The 23,923-nt window shown below is 73.6% G+C and carries 18 protein-coding genes; 8 read left to right on the top strand and 10 right to left on the bottom strand.

The window, feature by feature from the left end; translation table 11 throughout:
- The first annotated feature begins 38 nt into the window (after window positions 1-38).
- From ABZ659_RS23640 to ABZ659_RS23630, 3 genes are all read left to right on the top strand, one after another.
- Complete coding sequence (locus tag ABZ659_RS23640) at window positions 39-2,381, top strand: chitinase C-terminal domain-containing protein (RefSeq protein WP_360223641.1); 2,343 nt, start codon at window positions 39-41, stop codon at window positions 2,379-2,381.
- A gap of 97 nt (window positions 2,382-2,478) precedes the next feature.
- On the top strand, window positions 2,479-3,372 hold the full coding sequence (locus tag ABZ659_RS23635; RefSeq protein ID WP_360223529.1) for an RNA polymerase sigma-70 factor: 894 nt from the start codon (window positions 2,479-2,481) through the stop codon (window positions 3,370-3,372).
- A 92-nt stretch (window positions 3,373-3,464) separates the two neighbouring features.
- The gene (locus ABZ659_RS23630) at window positions 3,465-4,217 is read left to right on the top strand and encodes an SDR family oxidoreductase (protein WP_360223526.1); all 753 of its coding nucleotides are present in this window, start codon (window positions 3,465-3,467) and stop codon (window positions 4,215-4,217) included.
- 42 nt (window positions 4,218-4,259) lie between these two features.
- Here ABZ659_RS23630 and ABZ659_RS23625 read toward each other — a convergent pair whose 3' ends face one another.
- Window positions 4,260-5,447 (bottom strand): ROK family transcriptional regulator, encoded by a 1,188-nt coding sequence (locus ABZ659_RS23625; RefSeq protein WP_360223523.1) that lies wholly within the window; start codon window positions 5,445-5,447, stop codon window positions 4,260-4,262.
- A gap of 136 nt (window positions 5,448-5,583) precedes the next feature.
- On the opposite strand from ABZ659_RS23625, the gene ABZ659_RS23620 reads away from it, so the two are divergent.
- From ABZ659_RS23620 to ABZ659_RS23610, 3 genes are all read left to right on the top strand, one after another.
- On the top strand, window positions 5,584-6,795 hold the full coding sequence (locus ABZ659_RS23620) for an MFS transporter (protein WP_360223520.1): 1,212 nt from the start codon (window positions 5,584-5,586) through the stop codon (window positions 6,793-6,795).
- Between the two features lie 125 nt (window positions 6,796-6,920).
- Window positions 6,921-8,312, top strand: coding sequence for a solute carrier family 23 protein (locus ABZ659_RS23615; RefSeq protein ID WP_360223517.1), 1,392 nt, complete (start codon window positions 6,921-6,923; stop codon window positions 8,310-8,312).
- Window positions 8,313-8,411: 99 nt separating this feature from the next.
- Window positions 8,412-9,116, top strand: a complete 705-nt coding sequence (locus ABZ659_RS23610) for a DUF5995 family protein (protein WP_360223514.1) — start codon at window positions 8,412-8,414, stop codon at window positions 9,114-9,116.
- 48 nt (window positions 9,117-9,164) lie between these two features.
- Here the strand turns inward: ABZ659_RS23610 and ABZ659_RS23605 are convergent, their stop codons facing one another.
- From ABZ659_RS23605 to rpe, 6 genes are all read right to left on the bottom strand, one after another.
- Window positions 9,165-10,862, bottom strand: a complete 1,698-nt coding sequence (locus ABZ659_RS23605) for an NAD(P)/FAD-dependent oxidoreductase (RefSeq protein ID WP_360223511.1) — start codon at window positions 10,860-10,862, stop codon at window positions 9,165-9,167.
- A 41-nt stretch (window positions 10,863-10,903) separates the two neighbouring features.
- On the bottom strand, window positions 10,904-11,692 hold the full coding sequence (locus ABZ659_RS23600; protein WP_360223509.1) for a carbon-nitrogen hydrolase family protein: 789 nt from the start codon (window positions 11,690-11,692) through the stop codon (window positions 10,904-10,906).
- Window positions 11,693-11,863: 171 nt separating this feature from the next.
- Complete coding sequence (locus tag ABZ659_RS23595) at window positions 11,864-12,316, bottom strand: Lrp/AsnC family transcriptional regulator (RefSeq protein WP_360223506.1); 453 nt, start codon at window positions 12,314-12,316, stop codon at window positions 11,864-11,866.
- 88 nt (window positions 12,317-12,404) lie between these two features.
- On the bottom strand, window positions 12,405-13,847 hold the full coding sequence (locus tag ABZ659_RS23590; RefSeq protein WP_360223639.1) for a GuaB1 family IMP dehydrogenase-related protein: 1,443 nt from the start codon (window positions 13,845-13,847) through the stop codon (window positions 12,405-12,407).
- 179 nt (window positions 13,848-14,026) lie between these two features.
- Window positions 14,027-15,070: a sugar-binding domain-containing protein gene (locus ABZ659_RS23585; RefSeq protein ID WP_360223503.1), complete on the bottom strand. Its 1,044-nt coding sequence runs from the start codon at window positions 15,068-15,070 to the stop codon at window positions 14,027-14,029.
- 78 nt (window positions 15,071-15,148) lie between these two features.
- A complete protein-coding gene (gene rpe, locus ABZ659_RS23580) occupies window positions 15,149-15,835 on the bottom strand; it encodes a ribulose-phosphate 3-epimerase (RefSeq protein ID WP_360223500.1) in 687 nt (228 codons plus the stop codon).
- Between the two features lie 135 nt (window positions 15,836-15,970).
- On the opposite strand from rpe, the gene ABZ659_RS23575 reads away from it, so the two are divergent.
- On the top strand, window positions 15,971-18,154 hold the full coding sequence (locus ABZ659_RS23575) for an MMPL family transporter (RefSeq protein WP_360223497.1): 2,184 nt from the start codon (window positions 15,971-15,973) through the stop codon (window positions 18,152-18,154).
- 26 nt (window positions 18,155-18,180) lie between these two features.
- Here the strand turns inward: ABZ659_RS23575 and ABZ659_RS23570 are convergent, their stop codons facing one another.
- Both ABZ659_RS23570 and fmt read right to left on the bottom strand, forming a co-directional pair.
- The gene (locus tag ABZ659_RS23570) at window positions 18,181-19,599 is read right to left on the bottom strand and encodes a transcription antitermination factor NusB (protein ID WP_360223494.1); all 1,419 of its coding nucleotides are present in this window, start codon (window positions 19,597-19,599) and stop codon (window positions 18,181-18,183) included.
- A 159-nt stretch (window positions 19,600-19,758) separates the two neighbouring features.
- Entirely contained in the window at window positions 19,759-20,691 is a 933-nt protein-coding gene (gene fmt / locus ABZ659_RS23565) for a methionyl-tRNA formyltransferase (protein WP_360223491.1), read from the bottom strand.
- Window positions 20,692-20,933: 242 nt separating this feature from the next.
- Here fmt and ABZ659_RS23560 point away from each other — a divergent pair, with 242 nt between their 5' ends.
- Entirely contained in the window at window positions 20,934-21,476 is a 543-nt protein-coding gene (locus ABZ659_RS23560) for a hypothetical protein (RefSeq protein WP_360223488.1), read from the top strand.
- A 247-nt stretch (window positions 21,477-21,723) separates the two neighbouring features.
- Here the strand turns inward: ABZ659_RS23560 and ABZ659_RS23555 are convergent, their stop codons facing one another.
- A complete protein-coding gene (locus ABZ659_RS23555; protein ID WP_360223485.1) occupies window positions 21,724-23,901 on the bottom strand; it encodes a primosomal protein N' in 2,178 nt (725 codons plus the stop codon).
- Between the last annotated feature and the right edge of the window lie 22 nt (window positions 23,902-23,923).

The raw sequence follows: 23,923 nt of genomic DNA, 5'->3' as shown, positions 1-23,923 counted from the left end.
CGACTTTGCTGTCCCCCACACGCACCCCCTCGCGCAATCTGTCGCGCCGTCCGTCGCGCAGCCAGAAGAGACCCGCCCTGCTCGCCGTCGCCGGGGCCGCGGCGGGCCTGGTGCTGGCCGGGCTGCTCCCGGCGGGCGTCTCGCACGCCGCCGACCAGGAGTCCTGCCGCCCCGACGGCCTCTACCGCACCCCCGGCGTCGACGTCCCGTACTGCTCGGTCTACGACTCGGCGGGCCGCGAGAAGATGGGCGCCGACCACCAGCGCCGGGTGATCGGCTACTTCACCGGCTGGCGCACCGGCAAGGACGGCACGCCCGCCTACCTCGCCTCCGACATCCCGTGGGACAAGGTCACCCACATCAACTACGCCTTCGCGCACGTCGACGGCGGCAACCGGATCTCGGTCGGCGCGGACGGCGCCACGAACGCGGCCACCGGGATGACCTGGCCGGGGGTGAGCGGCGCCGAGATGGACGCCACGCTCCCCTACAAGGGCCACTTCAACCTGCTGAACAAGTTCAAGAAGCAGCACCCGGACGTCAAGACGCTGATCTCGGTGGGCGGCTGGGCCGAGACCGGCGGCTACTTCGACGACAGCGGCAAGCGCGTCGACTCCGGCGGCTTCTACTCGATGGCGACCAACGCCGACGGCTCGGTCAACCAGTCCGGCATCGACACCTTCGCCGACTCGACCGTGCAGTTCCTCCGGACGTACGGCTTCAACGGCGTCGACATCGACTACGAGTACCCGACCTCCATGAAGGACGCGGGCAACCCGCTCGACTACTCGGTCTCCAACGCCCGCCGGGCCGGCCTGGTCAAGGGCTACGCGGCGCTGATGAAGACCCTGCGCGAGAAGCTCGACCGCGCGGGCGCCTCGGACGGACGGCACTACATGCTGACCGTGGCCGCGCCGTCCTCCGGGTACCTGCTGCGCGGCATGGAGACCTTCCAGGTCCAGAAGTACCTGGACTACGTCAACATCATGTCGTACGACCTGCACGGCGCCTGGAACGAGTACGTCGGTCCGAACGCCTCGCTCTTCGACGACGGCAAGGACGCCGAACTCGCCGCGGCGGGCGTGTACTCGACGTCCCAGTACGGCGGGATCGGGTACCTCAACACCGACTGGGCGTACCACTACTTCCGCGGCTCGATGCCCGCGGGCCGGATCAACATCGGGCTCCCCTACTACACCCGTGGGTTCAAGAACGTCACCGGCGGCACCGACGGCCTGTGGGGCAGGGCGGCGACCACCGACTGCCCGGCCGGCGCCGGTCTGACCAAGTGCGGTGACGGCGCCACCGGCATCGACAACCTCTGGCACGACCTGGACACCAACGGCGAGGAGTCCCCGGCCGGTTCCAACCCCATGTGGCACGCCAAGAACCTGGAGAAGGGCGTCGTCGGCGACTACGTCACGCGGTACGGCTTCCCGGCCGACACCCGGCTGACCGGCACCTACGCCCGCAAGTACGACTCCACGCTGGTCGCGCCCTGGCTGTGGAACGCCGAGAAGAAGGTGTTCCTGTCCACCGAGGACGAGCAGTCGGTCAGGGCGAAGGCGGACTACGTCGTGGACCGCGGCATCGGCGGCACGATGGTGTGGGAGCTGGCGGGCGACTACGCCTGGAACGCGGCCAAGGGCCAGTACGAGCCGGGCTCCACGCTGACCACCGCGATGTACGAGAAGTTCAGGTCGGCCACGCCGTACGGCGCCCGGCGCGCGACGACCGACCTGCCGACCGAGGCGCTCGACGTCGACGTCCGGTTCGGGCAGTTCCCGCTCGGGGACTCCAACTACCCGATCAGCCCCAAGCTGAAGATCACCAACAACACCTCGACGGCGCTGCCCGGCGGCACGGAGTTCCAGTTCGACTACGCCACCTCGGCGCCCGGCAACGCCAAGGACCAGTCCGGCTGGGGCACCTCGGTGATCCGCAGCGACCACACCGGCGCCAACGTGGGCGGCCTCAAGGGCGACTACCACCGGGTCTCGCTGAAGCTGCCGGGCTGGCAGTCGCTGGCGCCCGGCGCGTCGGTGGAGCTGGACTTCGTCTACTACCTGCCGGTGTCGACGCCGTCCAACTGGACGGTGACGTTCGGCGGGAAGACGTACGCACTCGCCGGTGACCTGGCCCGCGGCACCACCGTGGTGAACCCGGGCACGGGTACGACGCCCACGCCGACTCCGACGCCGACGCCCACCGGGCCCGGTGGGTCGTGCGCGGCACCGGCCTGGGACGCGGGCACGGCGTACGGCGGCGGCAGCACGGTGTCGCACCAGGCGCGCACCTGGAAGGCCAAGTGGTGGACGAAGGGCGAGGAGCCCGGCACCACCGGCGAATGGGGCGTCTGGCAGGACCTCGGCGCCTGCTGACCCCCACCGCGAACCGGCCCGGCGGCGGTGACGACGGCCCTTGCCCGCCGCCGGGCCTCACCAGGACCCGGCAAGGGCCCTCTGGCAGGCTGAGGGGATGACGATCGCCGCCGCACCCGCCGCCGAGTTCGAACAGCACCGGCCGAGACTCTTCGGCCTGGCCTACCGGATGCTCGGCTCGGCCCACGAGGCGGAGGACGCGGTCCAGGACGCCTACCTGCGCTTCAGCGGCGCCGACCGGCAGTCCATCGAGCACCCGGCGGCCTGGCTGGCCAAGGTCGTCACCAACCTCTGCCTCACCCGGCTGACCTCCGCCCGCGCCCGGCGTGAGCAGTACGTCGGGGAGTGGCTGCTGGAACCGGTCGCCACCTCCGACGGCACGCTCGGGCCGCTGGAGTCGGCCGAGCAGCGGGAGGCGGTGTCGGTGGCCATGCTGATGCTGCTGGAGCGGCTCACCCCGGCCGAGCGCGCGGTGTACGTGCTGCGGGAGGCGTTCGGCTACGGGCACCGGGACATCGCCGAGGCGCTGGAGCTGAGCGAGGCCAACTGCCGTCAGCTCTACCGGCGGGCGGTACGGCGGGTCTCCGCCCAGGAGAATCGATTCACCCCGGTGCCGGAGCGGCAGGAGGAACTCGTCAGGTCCTTCATCACCGCGGCCCGGGACGGCGACCTGGCCGGGCTGGAGAAGCTGCTGGCGCACGACGCCACCTGGCGGACCGACAGCGGCGGCAAGGTCCGCGCGGCCCGGCGCGTCATCGAGGGTCACGAGCGCGTCGCACGGTTCGTGCTGGGGGCGCTGGAGAAGTTCTCGGCGGGGATCGACTTCCGGCTCGCCGAGGTCAACGGCGCGACCGCGCTGACCGGGTGGACCGGCGACGAGTTGCGGATCGTGGTCGCCTTCGAGGTGCGCGAGGAGCGGATCGCGCACGTGCGGAGCGTGATGAACCCGGAGAAGCTGGGTTTCGTACGGCGTCAGCTCCTGGGCGCGTAGCCGCGCGCTGTCACATTCCGGCGGGGCCGCTCGGTCCGAGCTGACGCGGGGCGCTCCCACCGGGAGCGCGGTATCGGAAGGGACGGAACAGCATGACGACGATCCTGGTGACCGGCGGCACCGGAACCCTCGGCCGGCATGTCACCGAGCGGCTGCGGACGGACGGGCACGAGGTACGGGTACTCAGCCGGACCACCCAGCCCTACGCCGTCGACCTGCGCGAGGGCGGCGGGGCGCTGGACGCGGCGCTCGACGGCGTGGACACCGTCGTGCACTGCGCGTCCTCGCCGCGCGGCGACGAGCGGGCGGCGGCCAACCTGATCGCGGCGGCGCGGCGGGCCGGGGTGGGGCATCTGGTCTACATCTCCATCGTCGGCGTCGACCGGGTGCCGTTCGGCTACTACCGGACCAAGCTCGCCGTGGAGCGGCAGGTCGAGGAGTCGGGGCTCGGCTGGACCGTGCTGCGGACGACGCAGTTCCACGATCTGCTGGCGCGGCTGTTCGGGATGCTGTGCAAGTCGCCCGTGCTGCTGCTGCCCGCGGGGGTACGGGACCAGCCCGTCGAGGTCACCGAGGTCGCGGCGCGGCTGGCGGAGCTGGCGGCGGGCGCTCCGGCCGGGCGGGCGCCGGACCTGGGCGGCCCCGAGGTCCGCGACTTCCCCTCCCTGGCCCGCTCCTACCTGCGCGCCACGGGCCGACGCCGCCCCCTGCTCTCCGTACCGCTGTGGGGCGCGACCTACCGCGCCTTCCGCGCGGGCGGCCACCTCGCGCCCGAGCGGGCGGAGGGGAAGGGCACCTTCGAGGAACACCTGACGAGGCGCTTCGGCCGACGGCCACGCGACTGAGGGAGCCCGCGGGGCGCCCCGGCCAGGAGCCGAGGGCACGCGTCACCGCGGCGCGAACAGGTCCTCCTGGGCACGGTCGCGGGCCGTCAGCAGGGCGCCGCGCAGGACCGCGCCACCGCCCAGGGCCCCGGCCCGCACCTCGGTGGGCAGCGGGGACATCCGCCGGACGCGCTCCCCGACGCGGGCGGCCAGGCGGGTGCCGCCGGCCTGGCCGACCTCGCCGCCGAGCACCACGCAGCCGGGGTCGAGGACGGCGGCGACGGAGGCGACGCCGAGGGCGAGGCGGTCGGCGAAGGCGTCCAGGAAGCGCCCGGCGCGGTCGGCGTCCGGCAGTCCCGCCACGGCGTGCCGCACCACCGCGGAGGCGGGCGGCTCGCTCGCCGTCTCCGGCACGGTCAGGCCGTACTCCCCGGCCAGTTCGACGACCGCCGCCGAGCCCGCGAGGGAGTGGAAGCCGCCCCCGCAGTCGGTCGCGGTGGGCACGCCGGAGGTGCCGGGGACGGGCAGGAAGCCGATCTCGCCGGTGCCGCCGGAGGCACCGCGGCGCAGGGCGCCGTCGAGGACGACGGCCGCGCCGGTGCCGTGCCCGAGCCAGAGCAGCACGAAGGTGTCCCGGTCGTGGGCGGCGCCGTCGCGCTGCTCGGCCAGGGCGGCGAGGTTGGTCTCGTTCTCGACGCTGACCCGGGTCCCGGGGAGCCGTTCCTGGAGCGCGGCGGCCAGCCGCCGGTGCCACTCGGGCAGGCTCACGGAGTCCCGGAGTTCCCCGGTCACCGGGTCGATCAGGCCGGGCGCGCCGATCCCGACGGTGTGCAGCCGGTCCGCGCCCGCCTCCTTCACCACCCGCTCGACGAACGCCACCGCCTGCTCCACCGCGGCCCCGGTCCCCGACGCCGCGTCGATCGGCAGCGACGCCTCCGCGAGCGCCCGCCCGAGCAGGTCCGCGACGACCACGGCGACGCCCTCGGTGCGGACGTCGAGGGCGGCGAGGTGGGCGCGGTCGGCCACGAGGCCGTACAGCTTGGCGTTCGGGCCGCGGCGCTGCTCCCCCGCCTCGCCGACGACCGCGATCAGACCGGCGGCGGTGAGACGGTCGACGAGGTCCGCGACGGTCGGCCTCGACAGGCCGGTGAGCTGCTTCAGCTGCCCCGCCGTCAACGGACCCTCCCGCTGGAGCAGTTCCAGCGCGGACCGGTCGTTGATGGCCCTGGCGGTGCTCGGGGATGCGGGCATACCGGGATCCTCCCAGATAGGCGGTGGTGCGGGCCGGTGTCGCCGATAATCATCTATCTATCAGGCAGGCTTCCTGATAGTTTACGCCACGGCAGTACGCCGACCGTGCGGAAGCGGCGACCGAGAGGGCGGAACAATGAGCGCAGTGGTCTACGAGCAACGCGAGGTGAGGCGCGCCCGGTACGCCGTGGCCGCGGTCTTCGCCGTGCACGGCGCGGTGACCGGCTCCTTCGCCACCCGGGTGCCGTGGATCCAGGAACACTCCGCCGTCAGCGCGGGCCAGCTCGGCCTCGCGCTCGCCTTCCCCGCCCTCGGCGCCTCCCTGGCGATGCCGCTCGCGGGCCGCGTCAGCCACCGCTTCGGCGCCCGGACGGCGCTGCGCGGACTGCTCGCGCTGTGGACGCTGGCGCTCACCCTGCCGTCCCTCGCGCCCAACCTCCCGGCGCTCTGTCTGGCCCTGTTCGTCTTCGGCGCCACGGCCGGGATGTCGGACGTGGCGATGAACGCGCTCGGCGTCGAGGTGGAGAACCGGCTCGGCCGGTCGATCATGTCCGGGCTGCACGGCATGTGGAGCGCGGGCGCGCTGATCGGCTCGGCGGGCGGCACCCTCGCCGCCCACCTGGGCGCGGACGCCCGGCTGCACCACGTCCTCGCCGCCGCCGTACTGACCGTCGTCGGCCTGGTGGCCTGCGCCTGGGTGCTCGACCTCCAGCCCGCCGAGGACGAGGAGCCGCCGGCGCGGTTCGCGCTGCCGCCCCGCTCGGCGCTGCTGATCGGCGCGGTCGGGTTCTGCGCGGTGTTCGCGGAGGGGGCGAGCCTGGACTGGTCGGCGGTCTACCTGCGCGACGAGCTGGAGACCTCGGCGGGTCTGGCCGCCGCCTGCACCACCGGCTTCACCCTCACCATGGCCGTCGCCCGGATCGCCGGGGACCGGGTGGTGGACCGCTTCGGCTCGGTCCGCACGGTCCGCTACGGCGGTGTCCTCGCCGTCCTCGGCGGGCTGCTGATCGTCGTCGCGGGGCATCCGGCGGTCGCCATGACCGGCTTCGGCCTGGTGGGCCTCGGCATCGCGGTCGTCGTCCCGCTCTGCTTCGCCGCGGCGGGGCGCAGCGGACCCAACCCGAGCCAGGCCATCGCGGGTGTCGCGACGATCACCTACACCTCCGGCCTGGTGGCGCCGAGCGCGATCGGCACCCTGGCCCAACTCACCAGTCTGGTCGTGTCGTTCGCACTCGTAACGGTGCTGTCCTGCGGGCTCGCCGCCTTCGCGGGCGTCCTGCGCGGCGCCGACCGCGACCGCCCGAAGATCACCGCGCCGAGCACGGTCGCCGTCGACCAGCGCGGCTAGCCGACAGACCACCGGCCCCGGACATCCACAGCCCCGCTCCGGGGCCGGTCCAGCACACCCCTCCGCAGCCCCCACAATGGTCCGGAACGTTTCACCTGCACAGCACCGCGAGAAAGCGACACACCATGGACCTCGGCGTGCGTTGGAAGCTGCACGGAGACGGGCGCACGCCCGCGCCCGGAGCGGTCGTCCGCCCCGATGAACGGCTTTCCTGGCCGCGCACCGCCGGGCTCGGCGCCCAGCACGTCGTCGCGATGTTCGGGGCGTCGTTCGTCGCCCCGGTCCTGATGGGCCTGGACCCCAACCTGGCGATCATGATGTCCGGCGTCGCGACGGTCGTCTTCCTGCTGGCCACCCGCGGCCGGGTGCCGAGCTACCTCGGCTGTTCGCTCTCCTTCGTCGGCGTGGCCGCGGTGATCCGCGCCGACGGCGGCTCCAGCGCCACCGTCACCGGTGCCGTGCTCGTCGTCGGCGCCGTGCTGTTCCTGGCCGGACTCGCCGTACGCCGGTTCGGCGCGCGGATCATCCACGCCGCGATGCCGCCGATCGTCACCGGCGCCGTGGTGATGCTGATCGGCTTCAACCTGGCGCCGGTGACCGCCTCCACGTACTGGCCGCAGGACCAGTGGACGGCGTTGCTGGTGATGCTGTTCACCGGTCTCGCCGTGGTCTGTCTGCGCGGCTTCTGGTCCCGGATCGCGATCTTCCTCGGCCTGGTCTTCGGCTACGGCATCTCCTGGGCCTTCGACCGGGTCTTCGGCCGCATCCACTCCGCCGACCCCGGCGGCGAGGTCACCGACCACTGGCGGCTGGACTTCTCCGCCGTCGGGCAGGCCGACTGGATCGGCCTGCCCACCTTCCACGGCCCGTCGTTCGAGTGGTCGGCGATCCTGGTCGCGCTGCCGGTGGTGATCGCGCTGATCGCGGAGAACGCCGGACACGTCAAGGCGGTCGGCGAGATGACCGGCGACGACCTCGACGACGAGCTCGGTACGGCGATCTCCGCGGACGGCGTCGGCTCCGTGCTGTCCACCGCGGTCGGCGGTCCGCCCACCACCACCTACTCCGAGAACATCGGCGTGATGGCCGCGACCCGCGTCTACTCCACGGCCGCCTGCTGGGCCGCCGCCTGCTTCGCCCTGCTGTTCGGCCTCTGCCCCAAGTTCGGCGCGGTCGTGGCCGCGATCCCGGGCGGGGTCCTCGGCGGCATCACCGTCATCCTGTACGGCATGATCGGCCTGCTCGGCGCGCAGATCTGGATCAACGCCAAGGTCGACCTGCGCAACCCGCTCAACCTCGTCCCGGCCGCCGCGGGCATCATCATCGGCGTCGGCAACGTCTCCCTGGAGATCACCGACACCTTCTCCCTCAGCGGCATCGCCCTCGGCACCCTGGTCGTCATCACCGGCTACCACGCCCTGCGCGCCTTCGCCCCCGCCCACCTCAGGGCCCAGGAACCGCTGCTGGACGAGGGCACGTCCAGCTACGACGAGGACGCCCCGCGCGCCACGTCGTAGCCGTACGCGGCGGAGAGGGCACCGGGCGCGTTCCCCCGTTCTGGGGAAGCGCCCGGCCCGTCGGCCCACCGTACGGCCGGGGGCTGGGACGCTGCCCCCATGGCGCAGTCGGAGCAGTTGCAGCAGGGGGAGCGGGGCACCCCTCCCGTCGACGCGGTCGTCTCCCGGATGCGGGTCCTGGCGGCGGAGCTGCCCGCGCGGGACGGCGTCGCGGTGTTCAACCGCGTCTACCTCAGCGTCATCGAGGACACCGACCGGCAGTCCGACAACGGCCGTTCCCCGGACCGCCGGGCGGCGAGCACGCTGGACGTCCGGTTCGCGGAGCGCTACCTCGCGGCGGTCGACGCGGTCACGGAGGGCCGTCGTCCCCCGGCCTGCTGGCGGCCCCTGTTCGCGTTCCGCCGCCATCCCGGCGTACGGCCGCTGCAGTTCGCGCTGGCGGGTGTGCACGCGCACGTCGGCCACGACCTGGCGCTGGCGGTGGTGGACGCCTGTCGGGCGCATGACTGCGAACCCGCCGAGCTGGAGGGCGAGTTCGACCGCGTGGCCGATCTCCTCACGGCGCTGGAGGAGCGGGTCCGCGAGGAGCTGATGCCGGGCCCCGACCTCCTGCGGATCGCCGACCCGCTGACCCATCTGCTGGGCGCCTGGAGCCTGGAGCGGGCCCGCGACGCCACCTGGGCGGCGGCGCGGGCGCTGTGGGTCCTGCGCCACCTGCCGGACCTGGCCACGGAGTTCACCGACCGCCTGGACGCGGCGGTCGGCTTCGCGGGCCGCATGATGCTCACCCCGCTGCCCGCCTAGCGCCCCGGCAGGCGGCGTTCGCCCCGTCGCGGCACCAGGAACCGGGCCTCAGTCCTCCGGCAGCTCGACCGGCGCGATCTCGTCGTAGCGGTCGCCGGGCCCCGGGTTGGCCGGGTCGGTCGTCCCGCCGAAGTGCCGCATGACACCCCAGACGGCGTTCAGCGCGGTCTGCACGGCGCCCTCGGCCCAGCCCGCCGTCCAGGAGATGTCGTCACCGGCGAGGAAGACGCCCCGCTTGTCCGCGGGCAGCCGGTCCTGCATGAAGTGCGTGAACAGGCGCCGCTGGTACCGGTAGTGACCGGGCAGGTTGGCCTTGAAGGCACCCATGAAGTAGGGCTCGTTCTCCCAGGAGACCGTCACCGGGCTGCCGATGACGTGCTTCCTGATGTCGACCTTGGGATAGATCTCGCCGAGCGACTTCAGCATGACCTCCATCCGCTCGTTCGCGGACAGCGGCAGCCACTTCAGACTGTCGTCGCACCAGGTGTACGACAGGCAGATGACGGCGGGCCTGTCCGGACCGTCGTCGAGGAGGTACGTGCCGCGGGTCATCCGGTCGGTCAGGGTCATGGACATCACGTCCCGCCCCGTGTCCTCGTCCTTGTCCCGCCAGAACGGCCGGTCCACGGGCACGAACAGCTTGCTGGACTCCATGTAGTGGGTGCGCTCGATGGCGGTCCAGTGGTCGATCGGGAAGAGGTCGTCGTCGCAGTCGATCTTCGACAGCAGCATCCACGACTGCGCGGTGAAGACCGCCGCCCGGTAGGTGCGGATGGCACCGTCCGCGTCCGTCACGGTGATCCGGTCGCCCGCGGTGCGGTGCAGCCGGGTCACGGCCGGGCGGGGCGCGCCGCCCTCGTGCAGGCTGGCGAGCGAGGTGCCGTACGGCCAGTGGACGGTCTTCTGCGGCTCGCGCTCCCAGAGCCGCAGCGGGAGCTGCTGGGAGCCGCCGACGATGCCGCGGTGGTGGTCGTCCGCCTCGGTGTAGACGACGCGGAGGATCTCCAGGATGGAGTTGGGGAAGTCGGTGTCCCAGCCGCCGGTGCCGAAGCCGACCTGCCCGAAGATCTCCCGGTGCCGGAAGGAGCGGAACGCCTCGGAGTCGCAGAGGAAGCCGTAGAAGGTCTGGTTGTCCAGCTTCTCGACGAGCCTCGCCCAGATCTCGCGGATGCGCGGCACGTCCCGCTCGCGCAGGGCGCGGTTCATCGCGGAGAAGTCGGCGCCCTCCTCCAGGCACCGGTTCCAGGCGTCGGCGACGTCCCGGAACACCTGCGGCAGGTCGTCGACGGTCTCGGCGTAGTGCGACTCGCCCTTGAGGTCGACGACGGTCGACGGGGTCGCCTCGGAGAGCGGGTTGGGGAACGGCCGCGTCTCCAGGCCCACCAGGTCGATGTAGTGCTGGAGGGCGGTGGAGGACGGCGGGAAGCGCATCGCGCCCATCTCGGCGGTGAGCGTCGGGTCGCAGCCGTCGAAGCCGACGGTCCGCAGCCGCCCGCCGATCTGGTCGGCCTCGTAGACGACCGGCCTGAGACCCATCTTCATCAGCTCGTACGCCGCCACGATGCCGGAGAGTCCGCCGCCGATGACGGCGACCTCGGCGCCGTGCTCGGTCGCCGGGATCTGGCCGAGGCCCGCCGGGTGGGCGAGGAAGTCGTCGTAGGCGTAGGGGAAGTCCGGGCCGAACATGGTGATCGGCGGCTGCTGTCCGTCGGCGTGCTCGACGGCGTTGGGCACGGTGGACGTCATGGGGTACGGACTCCTTGCGCGGAACTGGGGGAACGAGAGGCTCAGACGAGGGAGCCGTACAGAACGGGGCGGCGGTCCCTCAGGTACGGGTTCGCCTCGCGGGAGGCGGCCAGGAGGGCGGGGTCCACGTCGGCGAGGACGAGTTCCTCGACGCGTCCGGCGCGGGCGCGGGCGATGCCGTCCGGACCGGCCAGCGTGGACAGGCCGACGAACTCGAACGGGCCCTCGGCGCCGACCCGGTTGACGTACGCGACGTACATCTGGTTCTCGAAGGCCCGTACCGGCACCAGCGACTCGGCGACGAACTGGAACGGGTGCATCTGCGCGGTCGGCACCAGCAGCAGGTCGGTGCCCGCGAGGGCGTGGGCCCGGACGTTCTCCGGGAACTCCACGTCGTAGCAGATCATCAGGCCGACCCGCAGACCGTCCAGCTCGGCCTGGACGACCGGCCGCTCGCCCGGCGTGAAGTGGTCGCGCTCGAAGCCGCCGAAGAGGTGGGTCTTGCGGTAGTTGGCCAGCCGGGCGCCGTCCGCGGAGACCAGCTGGGCGGCGTTGTAGACGGTGCCCCCGGCGTGCTCCGGGTAGCCGTAGGCGATGGCGAGGCCGTGCCGTCCGGCGATGTCGGCGACCGCGTCGGCGCCGTCCCCGTCGGCGGGCTCGGCGAGGCGGGCGATGTCGTCGCCGATGGCGTAGCCGGTGAGGAACATCTCCGGCGCGACCAGCAGCCCGGCGCCCGCGGCGGCGGCCCGGCCGGCGGCCTCGTCGAGGACCTTGAGGTTCTCGACGGCCGAGCCGGGACGGCCGGAGCTCTGGAGCAGGGCGGTGCGCATACGGGTTCCTCACGGGAGGGAGGGGGGCGTCCGGCCCCTCAGTGGAGGCCATGAAGAAGGTACGTTCGGCCGCCGCACCCGGACAAGGAGCACCCGTTGCGCACTGAGGCGCGGATCATTGCGTCGGTGGGCCGCTGCCCGGCGATTCGTTGCGCGCGGGCGCCCCGGTGGTCAGGTCGGGGAGCCGGACGAGAAGCGGCGCAGCAGCGGGGAGAGCACCAGCACCGACTTGGTGCGCTCCACGAACGGCTCCCCCGCGATCCGCTCCAGGACCCGTTCGAAGTGCCGCATGTCGGAGGCGAAGACCTGGGCGACGGCGTCGGCGTCGCCGGTGACGGTGGACGCGGCGACGACCTCCTGGTAGCGCTCCAGGCCCCGCTGGATGGTCTCCGGGGAGGTGTTGCTGCGGCAGTGGATCTCGACGAACCCCTCGGTGTGCCAGCCGAGGGCGGCCGGGTCCACCCGTACGGTGAACCCGGTGATCGCCCCGGTGGCGCGCAGCCGGTCCACGCGGCGTTTCACGGCGGGCGCGGACAGGCCGACGAGCTGCCCGATGTCCGCGTAGGAGCGGCGGGCGTCCTCGGCGAGGGCGTGCACGATGCGTTCGTCGAGATCGTTCAGCACTGCGGGTCGTTCACTTCACTTCGGCTGGGGCGGGACGGGCGCGGTGGGGCACCGCACCCGAAGTAGATCACGCCGGCCGGTGTCCGGCTCAGCTCCAGCTGGCGTGCAGCGGCTTGCCCTCGGCGTAGCCCGCGGCGCTCTGGACGCCGACGACGGCCCTCTCGGCGAACTCCTCCAGGGAGGCGGCACCGGCGTAGGTGCAGGAGGAGCGGACGCCCGCGATGATCGAGTCGATCAGGTCCTCGACGCCGGGGCGGGCCGGGTCGAGGTACATCCGGGAGGTGGAGATGCCCTCCTCGAACAGCGCCTTGCGGGCGCGGTCGTAGGACGACTCCTCGCTGGTGCGGTTGCGCACGGCCCGCGCGGAGGCCATGCCGAAGGACTCCTTGTAGAGGCGCCCGCTGGCGTCCTGCTGGAGGTCGCCCGGCGACTCGTAGGTGCCCGCGAACCAGGAGCCGACCATCACGTTGGACGCCCCGGCCGCGAGCGCCATCGCCACGTCGCGCGGGTGCCGGACGCCGCCGTCGGCCCACACGTGCTTGCCGTACGTGCGGGCCTCGGCGGCGCACTCCAGGACCGCGGAGAACTGCGGCCGCCCGACGCCGGTCATCATGCGGGTGGTGCACATGGCGCCCGGTCCGACGCCGACCTTGATGATGTCGGCGCCCGCCTCGACCAGGTCGCGCACGCCCTCGGCGGAGACGATGTTGCCCGCGGCGATCGGCACCTCGGGGGCGAGCGCCCGCACCACCCGGACGGCGGTGATCATCGACTCCTGGTGGCCGTGCGCGGTGTCGATGACGAGGGTGTCCACGCCCGCGTCGAGGAGTTGCTTGGCCTTGCCCGCCACGTCGCCGTTGATGCCGACGGCGGCGGCGATCCGCAGCCTGCCGCGCGCGTCGACGGCCGGGGTGTAGAGGGTGGCGCGCAGGGCGCCCTTGCGGGTCAGGATCCCGGCCAGCTTCCCGTCGGCGTCCACGGCGGGGGCGTAGCGGCGGTTGTGCTGGTCGAGGGTGTTGAAGGCCTCGCGCGGGTCTATGTCGGCGTCCAGCAGGAGCAGGTCCTTCGACATGACCACTTCGAGCTGGGTGAAGCGGTCGACGCCGCTGAGGTCGGCGTCGGTGACCACGCCGACCGGGCGGCCCGCGTCGTCCACGACGACCCCGGCGTCGTGCGCGCGCTTGGAGAGCAGGCCGAGCGCGTCGGCGACGGTCTGGTGGGGGGCCAGCACGATCGGGGTGTCCAGCACCAGGTGGCGGCTCTTCACCCAGGAGACGACATCGGTGACCACGTCGATCGGGATGTCCTGCGGGATGACCACGAGGCCGCCGCGCCGGGCCACGGTCTCGGCCATCCGGCGGCCCGCGATGGCGGTCATGTTGGCGACGACCAGCGGGATGGTGGTACCGGTGCCGTCCGGGGAGCTGAGGTCCACACCCTGCCGGGAGCCCACGGCGGACCGGCTCGGCACCATGAAGACGTCGTCGTACGTCAGGTCGTACGAGGGCTGGATGTCGTTGAGGAAACGCACGTGCTGCACATCCCAGTCGTTCAGAGGTGGCCCCCGGACAGGTCAGCCAGGGGGAAGAGCACGTACCTCATTGTCCCACGGCGGCCGTGACGCCCTGCCCGGTCGGATCATCCAGGCAGGTCGGAGGCGCCGTGGGAGGTTCCTCCAAGGATCCTCCCCGGCGCCTCGCCACCCGCCGTTCAGGGGCCGTCCGGGTCGGCCCGGTTCAGGGCCGGGCGCGGGGTGGACCCGGCGGCCATCAGGTAGTCGGCGGCGGAGGTGTCCGTCACCAGGCTGGTGACGAGCCCGGACCGCAGTACGGCGTCGATCGCGGCGGCCTTGCGCTGCCCGCCCGCGATCGCCACCACCTCGGGGATACGGCGGAGCTGGTCGGCCTTGACCGTGATGCACCGCTCCCCCAGGTCCCGGCCGACCCGGCGCCCCTCGGCGTCGAAGAGGTGCGCGGACATCTCCGCGGCGACGCCGAGCGAGGCGTAGTGCGCCCGCTCCTCGTCGCTGAGCATGTCGTGCACCGTGGAGATGCCGGGCTCCCAGGAGCCGATGGAGACACAGGCGACCGTGACCTTGTCGAAGTACTCGAAGGCGCGGGCGATCCCGGTCTGGTGGCGCAGCGCGGCCGCCGTGGCCTCGTCGGGCAGCAGCATCGGCGCGTAGATGGGGTGGGCGTCGCCGCCGGACACCTGGGCGGCGCGGCGGACGGCCTCCACCGAGCCGCGCTCGGCGGTTCCGGCGTCGTACACGCCCGTCAGCTGCACCACCGTGCACGGCGGCAGCCGGTTCAGGGCCGCCGCCATGTGGATGGTGGAGCGGCCCCAGGCCAGGCCCAGGACGTCGCCCTCGTTGACGAGTTCGCCGAGCAGGTCGGCGGCCACCTCCCCGAGGTTCTCCGGGTCCGGGGTCTCCTCCGCGTCGGCCGGTGACTCGACCACGACGGCGTGTCTGAGGCCGTACCGGGCGCGCAGCGCGTCGGAGCGCTCGGCGTCCAGTTCGGCGGGGACTCGGATCTCGATGCGCACGAGATCCCGTTCGAGAGCGGTCTCCAGGACCCGGGCCACCTTGAAGCGGCTGACGCCGAACTCCTCCGCGATCTGGATCTTGGATTTCCCCTCAAGGTAGAAGCGGCGGGCCATGGCCGCCGCCTGCACCAGCTCAGCGGGTCCCATCCGCATGGCTGACCGGCCCGCCGACATACCCGACACGGCGTTCTCCTCACTGCTGTTCACACTCTGGATACGCCGTTCATCCTTGCAGATACGGCGCGGTTGATCAGCCCGGATGAGAGCCGTTCACGTTCCCGTGGTTCAGTGGCCGCATGACCAGGACGCGGCGGACGTCGCCGTCGCCGCCTGGGTGCGCAGTGCACGCACCGCCTCGGCCGGGTCTTCGGCCCCGTAGACCGCGGACCCGGCGACGAAGACGTCGGCGCCCGCCTCCGCGCACCGTTCGATGGTGGCGGCCGAGACGCCCCCGTCCACCTGGAGCCAGAGCTGGAGCCCGTGCTTGCTGATCAACTCGCGGGTCCGCCGGATCTTCGGCAGCATGATGTCGAGGAACGCCTGCCCCCCGAAGCCCGGCTCAACCGTCATGACCAGCAGCATGTCGAGTTCGGGGAGCAGATCCTCGTACGGTTCGACGGGCGTCGCGGGCCTGAGCGCCATGGCGGCGCGGGCACCCTTGGCCCGGATCTCCCGCGCGAGCCGTACCGGAGCGGTGGCGGCCTCGACGTGGAAGGTGACTGATCCGGCACCCGCTTCGACGTACTGCGGGGCCCACCGATCGGGGGCCTCGATCATCAGATGGCAGTCCAGCGGGGTGTCCGTCGCACGGGCCAGCGACTCTACGACCGGCACACCGAGGGTGAGGTTCGGGACGAAGTGGTTGTCCATGACGTCGACATGGAGCCAGTCGGCTCCCTGCACGGCCTTGGCCTCCTCCGCGAGGCGGGCGAAGTCGGCGGACAGGATGCTCGGGTTGATCTGCGGGGCCATGGCCCAAGACTGCCATGTCGCGGCGCCCGCTGTAACGGGGGTCCCTGATGGCTAGGGTGGTGGGTCGACTGCGGGCCGAGGGGATGGTCGCGTGGTTCCCCGCACCCCTGAGGGGGCGCTGGTGTGGAGGTGGGCATGACGGGTGACCGGGGGATAGGGCATCTGGTCTGCGGGCGGCGGACCAAGTGGCTGGTGCTGGGCTTGTGGGTGGTGGTGCTGCTCGTCGTCGCGCCGCTCGCGCAGAAGCTGACCGACGCCCAGGACAACGACGCGCAGTCGTGGCTGCCGGGGTCGGCGGAGTCCACCCGGGTCCTGGAGATCTCCGAGGACTTCAGACCGGAGCAGATCCCGGCCGTCGTCGTCTACGCCCGCGACGGCGGGCTGACGGACGCGGACCGGGCCCGGATCGCCGAGGACGTGCGGGAGCTGAGGGAACTGCGCGACCACGGCGTCCGGGGCGCCGAGACCCGCGGCCCTGTCTTCGACCGCGCCACCGCCCCGAGGGCCGCCCAGGTCTTCGTACCGATCACGATGGACGAGAAGGGCTGGGAGCGGATCTCCCCGGCCGTCGACTCGATCCGCGACGACGTCGGGGAGAGCACCGGCGGGCTGGCGGTCCACATCACCGGTCCCGGCGGCACCTCGGCCGACTTCGCGGAGGCGTTCGAGGGCATCGACTCCACGCTGCTGTTCGCCGCGATGACGGTCGTCATCGTGATGCTGCTGCTCACCTACCGCAGCCCGACGCTGCTGGTGGTGCCGCTGCTGTCGGTGGTCGGCGCGCTGTTCACCGCGCAGGCGCTGGTGTACCTGCTGGCCGAGCACGGCGGGCTCACGGTGAACGGGCAGAGCGCGGGCATCCTGCTCGTCCTGGTCTTCGGCGCGGGCACGGACTACGCGCTGCTGCTGGTGGCCCGCTACCGGGAGGAGCTGCGCCGCCACGAGGACCGGCACGAGGCGATGGCGCTGGCCCTGCACCGCGCGGGTCCGGCGGTGGTCGCGTCCAGCGCGACGGTCGTGCTGAGCATGTTGGTCCTGATGGCCGCCGAGATGAACTCCACCAGCGGGCTCGGCCCGGTCGCGGCCATCGGGGTCGCCGTCGCCCTGCTGGCGATGCTGACGCTGTTCCCGGCGTTGTTGGTGGTCTTCGGCCGCTGGATCTTCTGGCCGGTGATCCCCCGCTACGGCTCCCCCGACCCCACCGAGCACGGCGTCTGGGCGCGCACCGGCCGCCGTATCGCACGCCGACCGCGCATGGTGTGGGCCGTGACGGCCGGGGTCCTGGCGGTCTGCTCCCTCGGCCTGGTCCAACTGCGCGCGGAGGGCATCAGCAACGCCGACGCGTTCACCGGCGAGCCGGACTCGATCGTCGGGCAGGAGGTCTCCGCGCGCTACTTCCCGGCGGGCAGCGGTGACCCGCTCGTGATCGTGGCCGACCGGCCGCAGGCCGAGGAGGTGGGCCGGGCGGTGGCCGAGACGGAGGGGGTGGTACCGGAGTCGCTGGGTCCGGCGCCCGGCGCGAAGACGGTGTACGAGGGCCGGGTGCTGTTCGAGGCGACCCTGTCCGACCCCGCCGACAGCGAGGCCGCGAAGCAGACCGTGGAACGGGTCCGGGACGCCGTGCACGACGTTCCCGACGCCGACGCGCTGGTGGGCGGCGGTACGGCGGCCCTGCGGGACATGGACGAGGCGACCACCCACGACAACGTCCTGATCATCCCGCTGGTGCTGGCCGTGGTGCTGCTGATCCTGTGCGCCCTGCTGCGGGCGCTGATCGCGCCGCTGCTGCTGATCGGCACGGTGATCCTGTCCTTCGCGGCGGCCCTGGGCATCAGCGCGCTCGCCTTCCGGCACCTCTTCGACTACGCGGGCGAGACGACCGACTTCCCGCTCTTCGTCTTCGTGTTCCTGGTCGCCCTGGGCATCGACTACAACATCTTCCTGACCACCCGCATCCGCGAGGAGGCGGCCCGCCAGGGCACCCGCGCGGGCGTGGTGACCGGCCTCGCCGCGACCGGCGCGGTCATCACCTCGGCGGGCCTGGTCCTCGCCGGCACCTTCGCCGCCCTCGGCACCCTGCCGATGGTCGCCTTCGCCGAGATCGGCTTCGCGGTGGCACTGGGCGTCCTCCTGGACACCTTCATCGTCCGCTCGGTCCTGGTGACGTCGCTGTTCCTGGACGTGGGCGACGGGGTGTGGTGGCCAAGCCGCCTGAGCCACCCGGAGGGAGACCCGACCCGTCTGGCGGTTGAGGACGCGGCCCCTTCAGGGCCGCAGCGGGGGCCTGGGGGCAGCGGCCCCCAGGAACGGGAAGGGTAGGGCGGCGGGGGCGATATCCGCTGCCGTCAGCCCACCCGGCGGATCACCGCCAGATACATCGCGTCCGTCCCGTGCACATGCGGCCACAGCTGCACGTCCGGCCCGTCACCGAGATCGGGCACCCCGGGCAGCAGCGGGCGGGCGTCCACGAGTTCCGTCTCCGGGAACTGCTTGAGCACGTCGGCGACGACCGCCCGCGTCTCCGCGAGGTGCGGCGAGCAGGTGGCGTAGCCGACCACGCCGCCCACCCGCACCGACTCCAGCGCGGTGCGCAACAGCCCCCGCTGCAACGGCGCGAACCCGTCGAGGTCCTCGGGCCGCCGACGCCACCGCGCCTCGGGCCGCCGACGCAGCGCCCCGAGCCCCGTGCACGGCACGTCCACCAGCACCCGGTCGAAGCTGCCGGGCCGCCACGGCGGCCGGGTCCCGTCTGCGGCGATGACCTGGTACGGCCCGGGGTTGCCGTGCAGCGCCTTCGCCACCAGCCCGGCCCGGTGGGGCTGCTTCTCCGAGGCAAGCAGGGTCGCCCCCCGCTCCGCGGCGAGCGCGGCGAGCAGCGCCGCCTTCCCGCCCGGCCCGGCGCACCCGTCGAGCCACTTCTCGTCCCGCCCGTCCAGCGGCGCGTTGGCCAGCGCCAGCGCGACGAGCTGACTGCCCTCGTCCTGCACTCCCGCCCGGCCCTCCCGCACGGCAGCGACGGCCCCGGGCTCACCGCCCTCGGTGAGCCGCACGGCGTACGGCGACCAGCGCCCCGGCTCGGCGGCGTCCTCGCCGAGCAGTTCCTCGACGGTGGCCCGCCCCGGCCGGGCGACCAGCGTCACCTCGGGCCGCTCGTTGTCGGCGGCCAGCAGCTCCTCGATCCCGGCCCGCCCGCCGCCGAGCGAGTCCCACAGCGCGGAGACGACCCACCGCGGATGCGAGTGCACGACGGCGAGATGGTCCTCGGGGTCGTCGTCGTAGGGCGGCGCGACCTGGGCGAGCCAGCCGTCCAGATCATGCTGGGCGACCTTGCGCAGCACGGCGTTGACGAACTTCGCGCGCCCGTCGCCGAGCACCACGCGCGCCAGCTCGACGGAGGCGGAGACGGCGGCGTGCGTGGGGATCCGGGTGCCGAGCAGTTGGTGCGCGCCGAGGCTGAGCACGTCCAGCACCGGCGGGTCGACCTCCCGCAGCGGCCGGTCGACGCAGGCCGCGATCACGGCGTCGTACGTGCCCTGCCGTCGCAGGGTCCCGTACACCAGCTCGGTGGCGAGCGCGGCGTCCCGCCCGTCGAAGTCCCCCTGCTCCCGCGCCTTGCGTAGCAGCGGCGGCAGCACGAGGTTGGCGTAGGCGTCCCGTTCGTCCACCGCGCGCAGCGCCTCGAAGGCGAGGACGCGTACGGGGTCCTTCTTGGGCCGACGGTAGGGCTTGCCGGGCTTGCGGGGGCGCCGGGAGGTGTCGCTCACGAAAAGGTGCTCCGGAATGTCTGTATACGGTGTGCACCCAGCGTACGCCGGTACGATCCACGCCAGCGCACACGCCGAGCGTCTCCTCCGTCGGGTCGGGACACGCCCCGGGCGCCCCGGCGTCAGGTCGGGGCACGCACCGGGCGTCCCCGCGTCGGCTCACGCGCCGAGCGTCTCCCCGTCGGCGATGCGCACCCCGCGCGCCCAGTCCGCCGCGCGCATCGGCTTCTTGCCCTGCGCCTGCACCCACACCAGCTCCACGGCGTGCGAGCCGGTGCCGACGTGGACGCTGTTCTTGCCGACGGCGAGCTGCCCCGGGGTGAGGTCGGTCAGCTCGGGCGCCAGGGCCACCTGGACGAGCTTGAGCCGCTCACCGCGGAAGGTGGTCCAGGCGCCGGGTGCGGGCGTGCACCCCCGCACCACCCGGTCCACGCGCAGGGCGGGCGTGGCCCAGTCGACGCGGGCGTCCTCGACGGTGATCTTCGGCGCGAGGGTGACGCCCTCGGCGGGCTGCGGTACGGCCTTCAGGGTGCCGTCCGCGATGCCGTCCATGGTCGCGGCCAGCAGCCCGGCGCCCGCGAAGGCGAGCCGGGTCAGCAGGTCGCCGCTGGTGTCGGTGGGCCGGACGGTCTCCGTGACCGTCCCGTACACCGGGCCGGAGTCGAGGCCCTCCTCGATCAGGAAGGTCGACGCGCCCGTGATCTCGTCGCCCGCCATGACGGCGTGCTGCACCGGGGCTGCGCCGCGCCAGGCGGGCAGCAGGGAGAAGTGCAGGTTGACCCAGCCGTGCGCGGGGATGTCGAGGGCGACGCGGGGCAGCAGGGCGCCGTAGGCGACGACGGGGCAGCAGTCGGGGGCGATCCCCCGCAGCCGCTCCAGGAACTCGGGGTCGCGCGGCTTGGCGGGCTTCAGTACCTCGATCCCGGCCTCCTCGGCCCGCTCGGCGACCGGGGAGGCGACCAGCCTGCGCCCCCGCCCCGCCGGGGCGTCCGGCCGGGTGACGACGGCGGCCACCTCGTGCCGCCCGGAGGCGATCAGGGCGTCCAGGGCGGGAACGGCGACCTCGGGGGTACCGGCGAAGACGAGCTTCATGAGGGGACACGGGCCTCTCGGGCGGGGTGAACGACGGGCGACGCACCAGTCTATGGGTGCCTCCCCGCACACTCCCGTCCACGCTCCCGCGCACACTTCCCGCCGGGGGCGTACGCATAAGCCCATACGCCCCTGGAGCGTGACCAGTCACGCAAAAAGGCGTTGGTCTAGAAAGAGTTGACCTACGGGCCGCCGTTGTGGCCCGATCCTTTCTCCTCAACGCCGGTTCGAGAGGCTTGTTCATGGCCGACCACGCAACCCACGACGCCCAGGCTCGGGCCAGCCTGCACTTGCTGGTGCGGGACATCGAGCGGGTCCGCCGGCAGGTGGACGCACTGCGCACGCTCACCGCCCAACTCGGCAACGTCTACCGCCCGCGCCGCTCCGGCCCCGCCACGGGCTTCGTCGTCTACGGACGCGCCCCCGCCCCGACCGTCCGCCTCGCCCAGGAGCTGCGGGACAGTGTCGAGACCCTGGTCACGGCCGCGGTCGACTTCGACCGCTCGCTCGGCTTCTCGTGGGACGCGGTGGGCTCCGCGCTCGGGGTCACCAAGCAGGCGGTCCACCGCCGCTACGGCTCCCGCCGCGCCAGCGCCCAGGCCACCGCCGAGGCGGAGCGGTCCACCGAGCCCTCGGGCACCCGCACGGTCAGCGTCAACACGGGCATCCCCGCGATGCCCACGGTCCCCGCGGCCCGCTCGATGCCGACCCAGCCGACGGCGGGCAGCCCCGCCCTCCGCGAGGACATCCGCCCGACCGCCTTCCCGGGCCCCCGCAACGGCTGACCCGCTCAACACCCTACGGCTGACCCTGGCCGCCGAGTCCGGCTGACCCCGGCCGCCCAGTCCGGCTGAGCCGCCCTGCCCTCCCGGCCCACGCCCGGGAGGGCAGCCGTATCGCCCGACGGCATCTGCCTTGCATCCTCAGGTGAGACGGCCAGCCCGGCCCACGCCATCTCAGCCCACACCCAGCGACCAGCCCGCCCCACATCACCCCAGCCCACACCCAGCGACCAGCCCAGCCCGCGCCGCCTCAGCCAATGTCGGGCGGATCGATCCGCACCCGCACCGCCTGCCCCGCCGCTCCCGTGCCCGCCCCCGCCGGTCCGCTCCCCCGGGCCATCCGTGCCGCCTGCGCGGTCTTCAGCGCCGCCGCCAGTGCCGCGCCCCGCCCCGGCGGCACCCGGATCAGCGCCCGCTCCCAGTGCTCGCCGACGGGGGGCGCGCCCGGGCGACGGGGCCGCCGCGCCGTCGTCCCGGGCACCGGTACCGGTCCCAGCACCTCCGCCTCCGCGGGCAGTTCGGCCATGCCGAGGAACTCCGCGACCGCCTCCGGTGGCCCGGACACCGCCGCCATCCGGGACACCGGCGGGAAGCCCAGCTCGGCCCGCTCGGCCAGTTCGCGCACCGCGTGCCCGACCGGGTCCCAGCGCACCAGCGCCTGCACGGGCCGCAGGGTCGGCTCGGCGACGGCGACCACCGTGCCGCCCTCGCCCTGCGGCCGGACGAGCGCCGCCGCGGCGATCCAGCGGCGCAGCGCGTCCTCACCGGCCCGCAGGTCGGGCCGCCCCAGCATGGCCCAGCCGTCGAGCAGCAGAGCCGCCGCGTAGCCGCCCTCGGCGACCGGTTCGGCGCCCGGCGTGCTCACCACCAGCGCGGGCGCGCCGGACACGGTGTCGAGCACCTGCTCCCGCCCCGACGTACGCACCGGCACGGCGGGAAAGGCGCGGCCCAGTTCCTCCGCCGTCCGCCGCGCTCCGACGATCTGGGCCCGCAGCCGGAAGGACCCGCACTCGGGGCAGTGCCAGGCGTTCTCCTCGCGCCCGCACCAGCCGCAGGCCAGCGCCGCGGAGTCGCGGGCCTGGAGCGGCCCGGCGCAGTGTCGGCACCGCGCGGGCGCCCGGCACTGGGCGCACGCCATCCGCGGGACGTAACCGCGCCGGGGCACCTGCACGAGGACCGGCCCGTGCGTGAGCCCCTCCCGGACGACCTGCCAGGCCAGCGTGGGCAGCCGGGCGGCGCGGGCGGCCTCGTCGCGGGCCAGGTCGGTGTCCCCGACCGTGCGCACCAGCGGCGCGGCGGCCCGCACCTGCTCGCGGGAGGCGACCAGCGGCCGGGCCCAGCCGCTCTCGACGAGCTGGGCGGCCTCCACGGTGCAGCCGAGGCCGCCCAGCAGGAACGCGCACCGGTCCTGCGCGGCCCGCAGCAGCAGCACCTCACGGGCGTGCGGCTGCGGGGCGTGCAGTTCGCTGTGGCTGTCGTCCCCGTCGTCCCAGAGGGCGACGAGCCCGAGGTCCCGCACGGGCGCGAACATGGCGGCGCGCGTCCCGACGACGGCCCGTACGGACCCGCGCCGGACCGCGAGCCACTCGCGGTACCGCTTCTCGGGCCCGGCGTCGGCGGTGAGCAGCGCGTGCCGCCTCTCACCCAGCAGCTCCGTCAGCGCGGCGTCGACCCGCGCGGCGGCCCGCCCGTCGGGCACGACGACCAGGGCCCCGCGCCCGGAGGCCAGCGTCGCGGCGACGGACCGGGCCAGCTCCGCGCTCCAACGGGGTCCGGGCAGGGCGTGCCAGACGGCGCGTGGGGCGCCTCCGGAGGCCAGCGCCGCCAGGAACGCGGGCCCGTGCTCGTAACGCGCCCAGGACCCCGCCTCCGGCGCCGGTGGCGGCGGCAGCGGCGCCGGCGAGGGACGCTGCTCGGCACGCGCGCTGCGCGGCGGGATGGCCAGTTGCAGCACGTCGGCGAGGCTCCCGGCGTACCGGTCGGCGACGGCGCGGGCCAGTCCGAGGAGTTCGTCGTCCAGCACCGGCTCGGGGGACACGACCTGGGCGAGCGCGGCGAGCGGCCCGGAGTAGTCGGACTCGGCCCGCCGCTCGATCAGGAAGCCGTCGATCAGCCCGCCGCCCTCCCGGCGCCCCTCCCGCACCCGGTGCCGCCCGGCCCCGAACCGCACCCGCACCCGCACCCCGGGCTGCGCGTCGGCGTCCAGCTCCTCGGGGACGGCGTAGTCGAAGTACCGGTCGAGATGGAGCACGCCCTTGTCGACGAGCACCCGCGCGACCGGCAACTCCCGGGCCAGCGCGGCCCCCCGCCAGGTCCGCGGCTTGGCCCGCGGCGCCTTCGCCCCCCGCACACTCTCCCTGATGAGCGCGAGCTGCTCCGGCGGCGCCCCTTCGGCACCCCCGCTCCCCTGCCCGTCGTCGCTGCTCACGGTTGCATTGTTACAAACGGCA

Source organism: Streptomyces sp. NPDC006997 (assembly GCF_040635175.1).
Lineage (GTDB): Bacteria > Actinomycetota > Actinomycetes > Streptomycetales > Streptomycetaceae > Streptomyces.
This window is presented reverse-complemented; position numbering and strand designations above follow the sequence as displayed.

Bases quoted from the DNA above. Each gene is read 5' to 3' on its own strand.
- ABZ659_RS23560 (WP_360223488.1), top strand. From the start codon at position 20,934: ATGGCCGACCACGCAACCCACGACGCCCAGGCTCGGGCCAGCCTGCAC.
- ABZ659_RS23610 (WP_360223514.1), top strand. From the start codon at position 8,412: ATGGCGCAGTCGGAGCAGTTGCAGCAGGGGGAGCGGGGCACCCCTCCC.
- ABZ659_RS23630 (WP_360223526.1), top strand. From the start codon at position 3,465: ATGACGACGATCCTGGTGACCGGCGGCACCGGAACCCTCGGCCGGCAT.
- fmt (WP_360223491.1), bottom strand. From the start codon at position 20,691: ATGAAGCTCGTCTTCGCCGGTACCCCCGAGGTCGCCGTTCCCGCCCTG.
- ABZ659_RS23635 (WP_360223529.1), top strand. From the start codon at position 2,479: ATGACGATCGCCGCCGCACCCGCCGCCGAGTTCGAACAGCACCGGCCG.
- ABZ659_RS23575 (WP_360223497.1), top strand. From the start codon at position 15,971: ATGACGGGTGACCGGGGGATAGGGCATCTGGTCTGCGGGCGGCGGACC.
- ABZ659_RS23620 (WP_360223520.1), top strand. From the start codon at position 5,584: ATGAGCGCAGTGGTCTACGAGCAACGCGAGGTGAGGCGCGCCCGGTAC.
- ABZ659_RS23605 (WP_360223511.1), bottom strand. From the start codon at position 10,862: ATGACGTCCACCGTGCCCAACGCCGTCGAGCACGCCGACGGACAGCAG.
- rpe (WP_360223500.1), bottom strand. From the start codon at position 15,835: ATGGCCCCGCAGATCAACCCGAGCATCCTGTCCGCCGACTTCGCCCGC.
- ABZ659_RS23625 (WP_360223523.1), bottom strand. From the start codon at position 5,447: ATGCCCGCATCCCCGAGCACCGCCAGGGCCATCAACGACCGGTCCGCG.
- ABZ659_RS23615 (WP_360223517.1), top strand. From the start codon at position 6,921: ATGGACCTCGGCGTGCGTTGGAAGCTGCACGGAGACGGGCGCACGCCC.
- ABZ659_RS23600 (WP_360223509.1), bottom strand. From the start codon at position 11,692: ATGCGCACCGCCCTGCTCCAGAGCTCCGGCCGTCCCGGCTCGGCCGTC.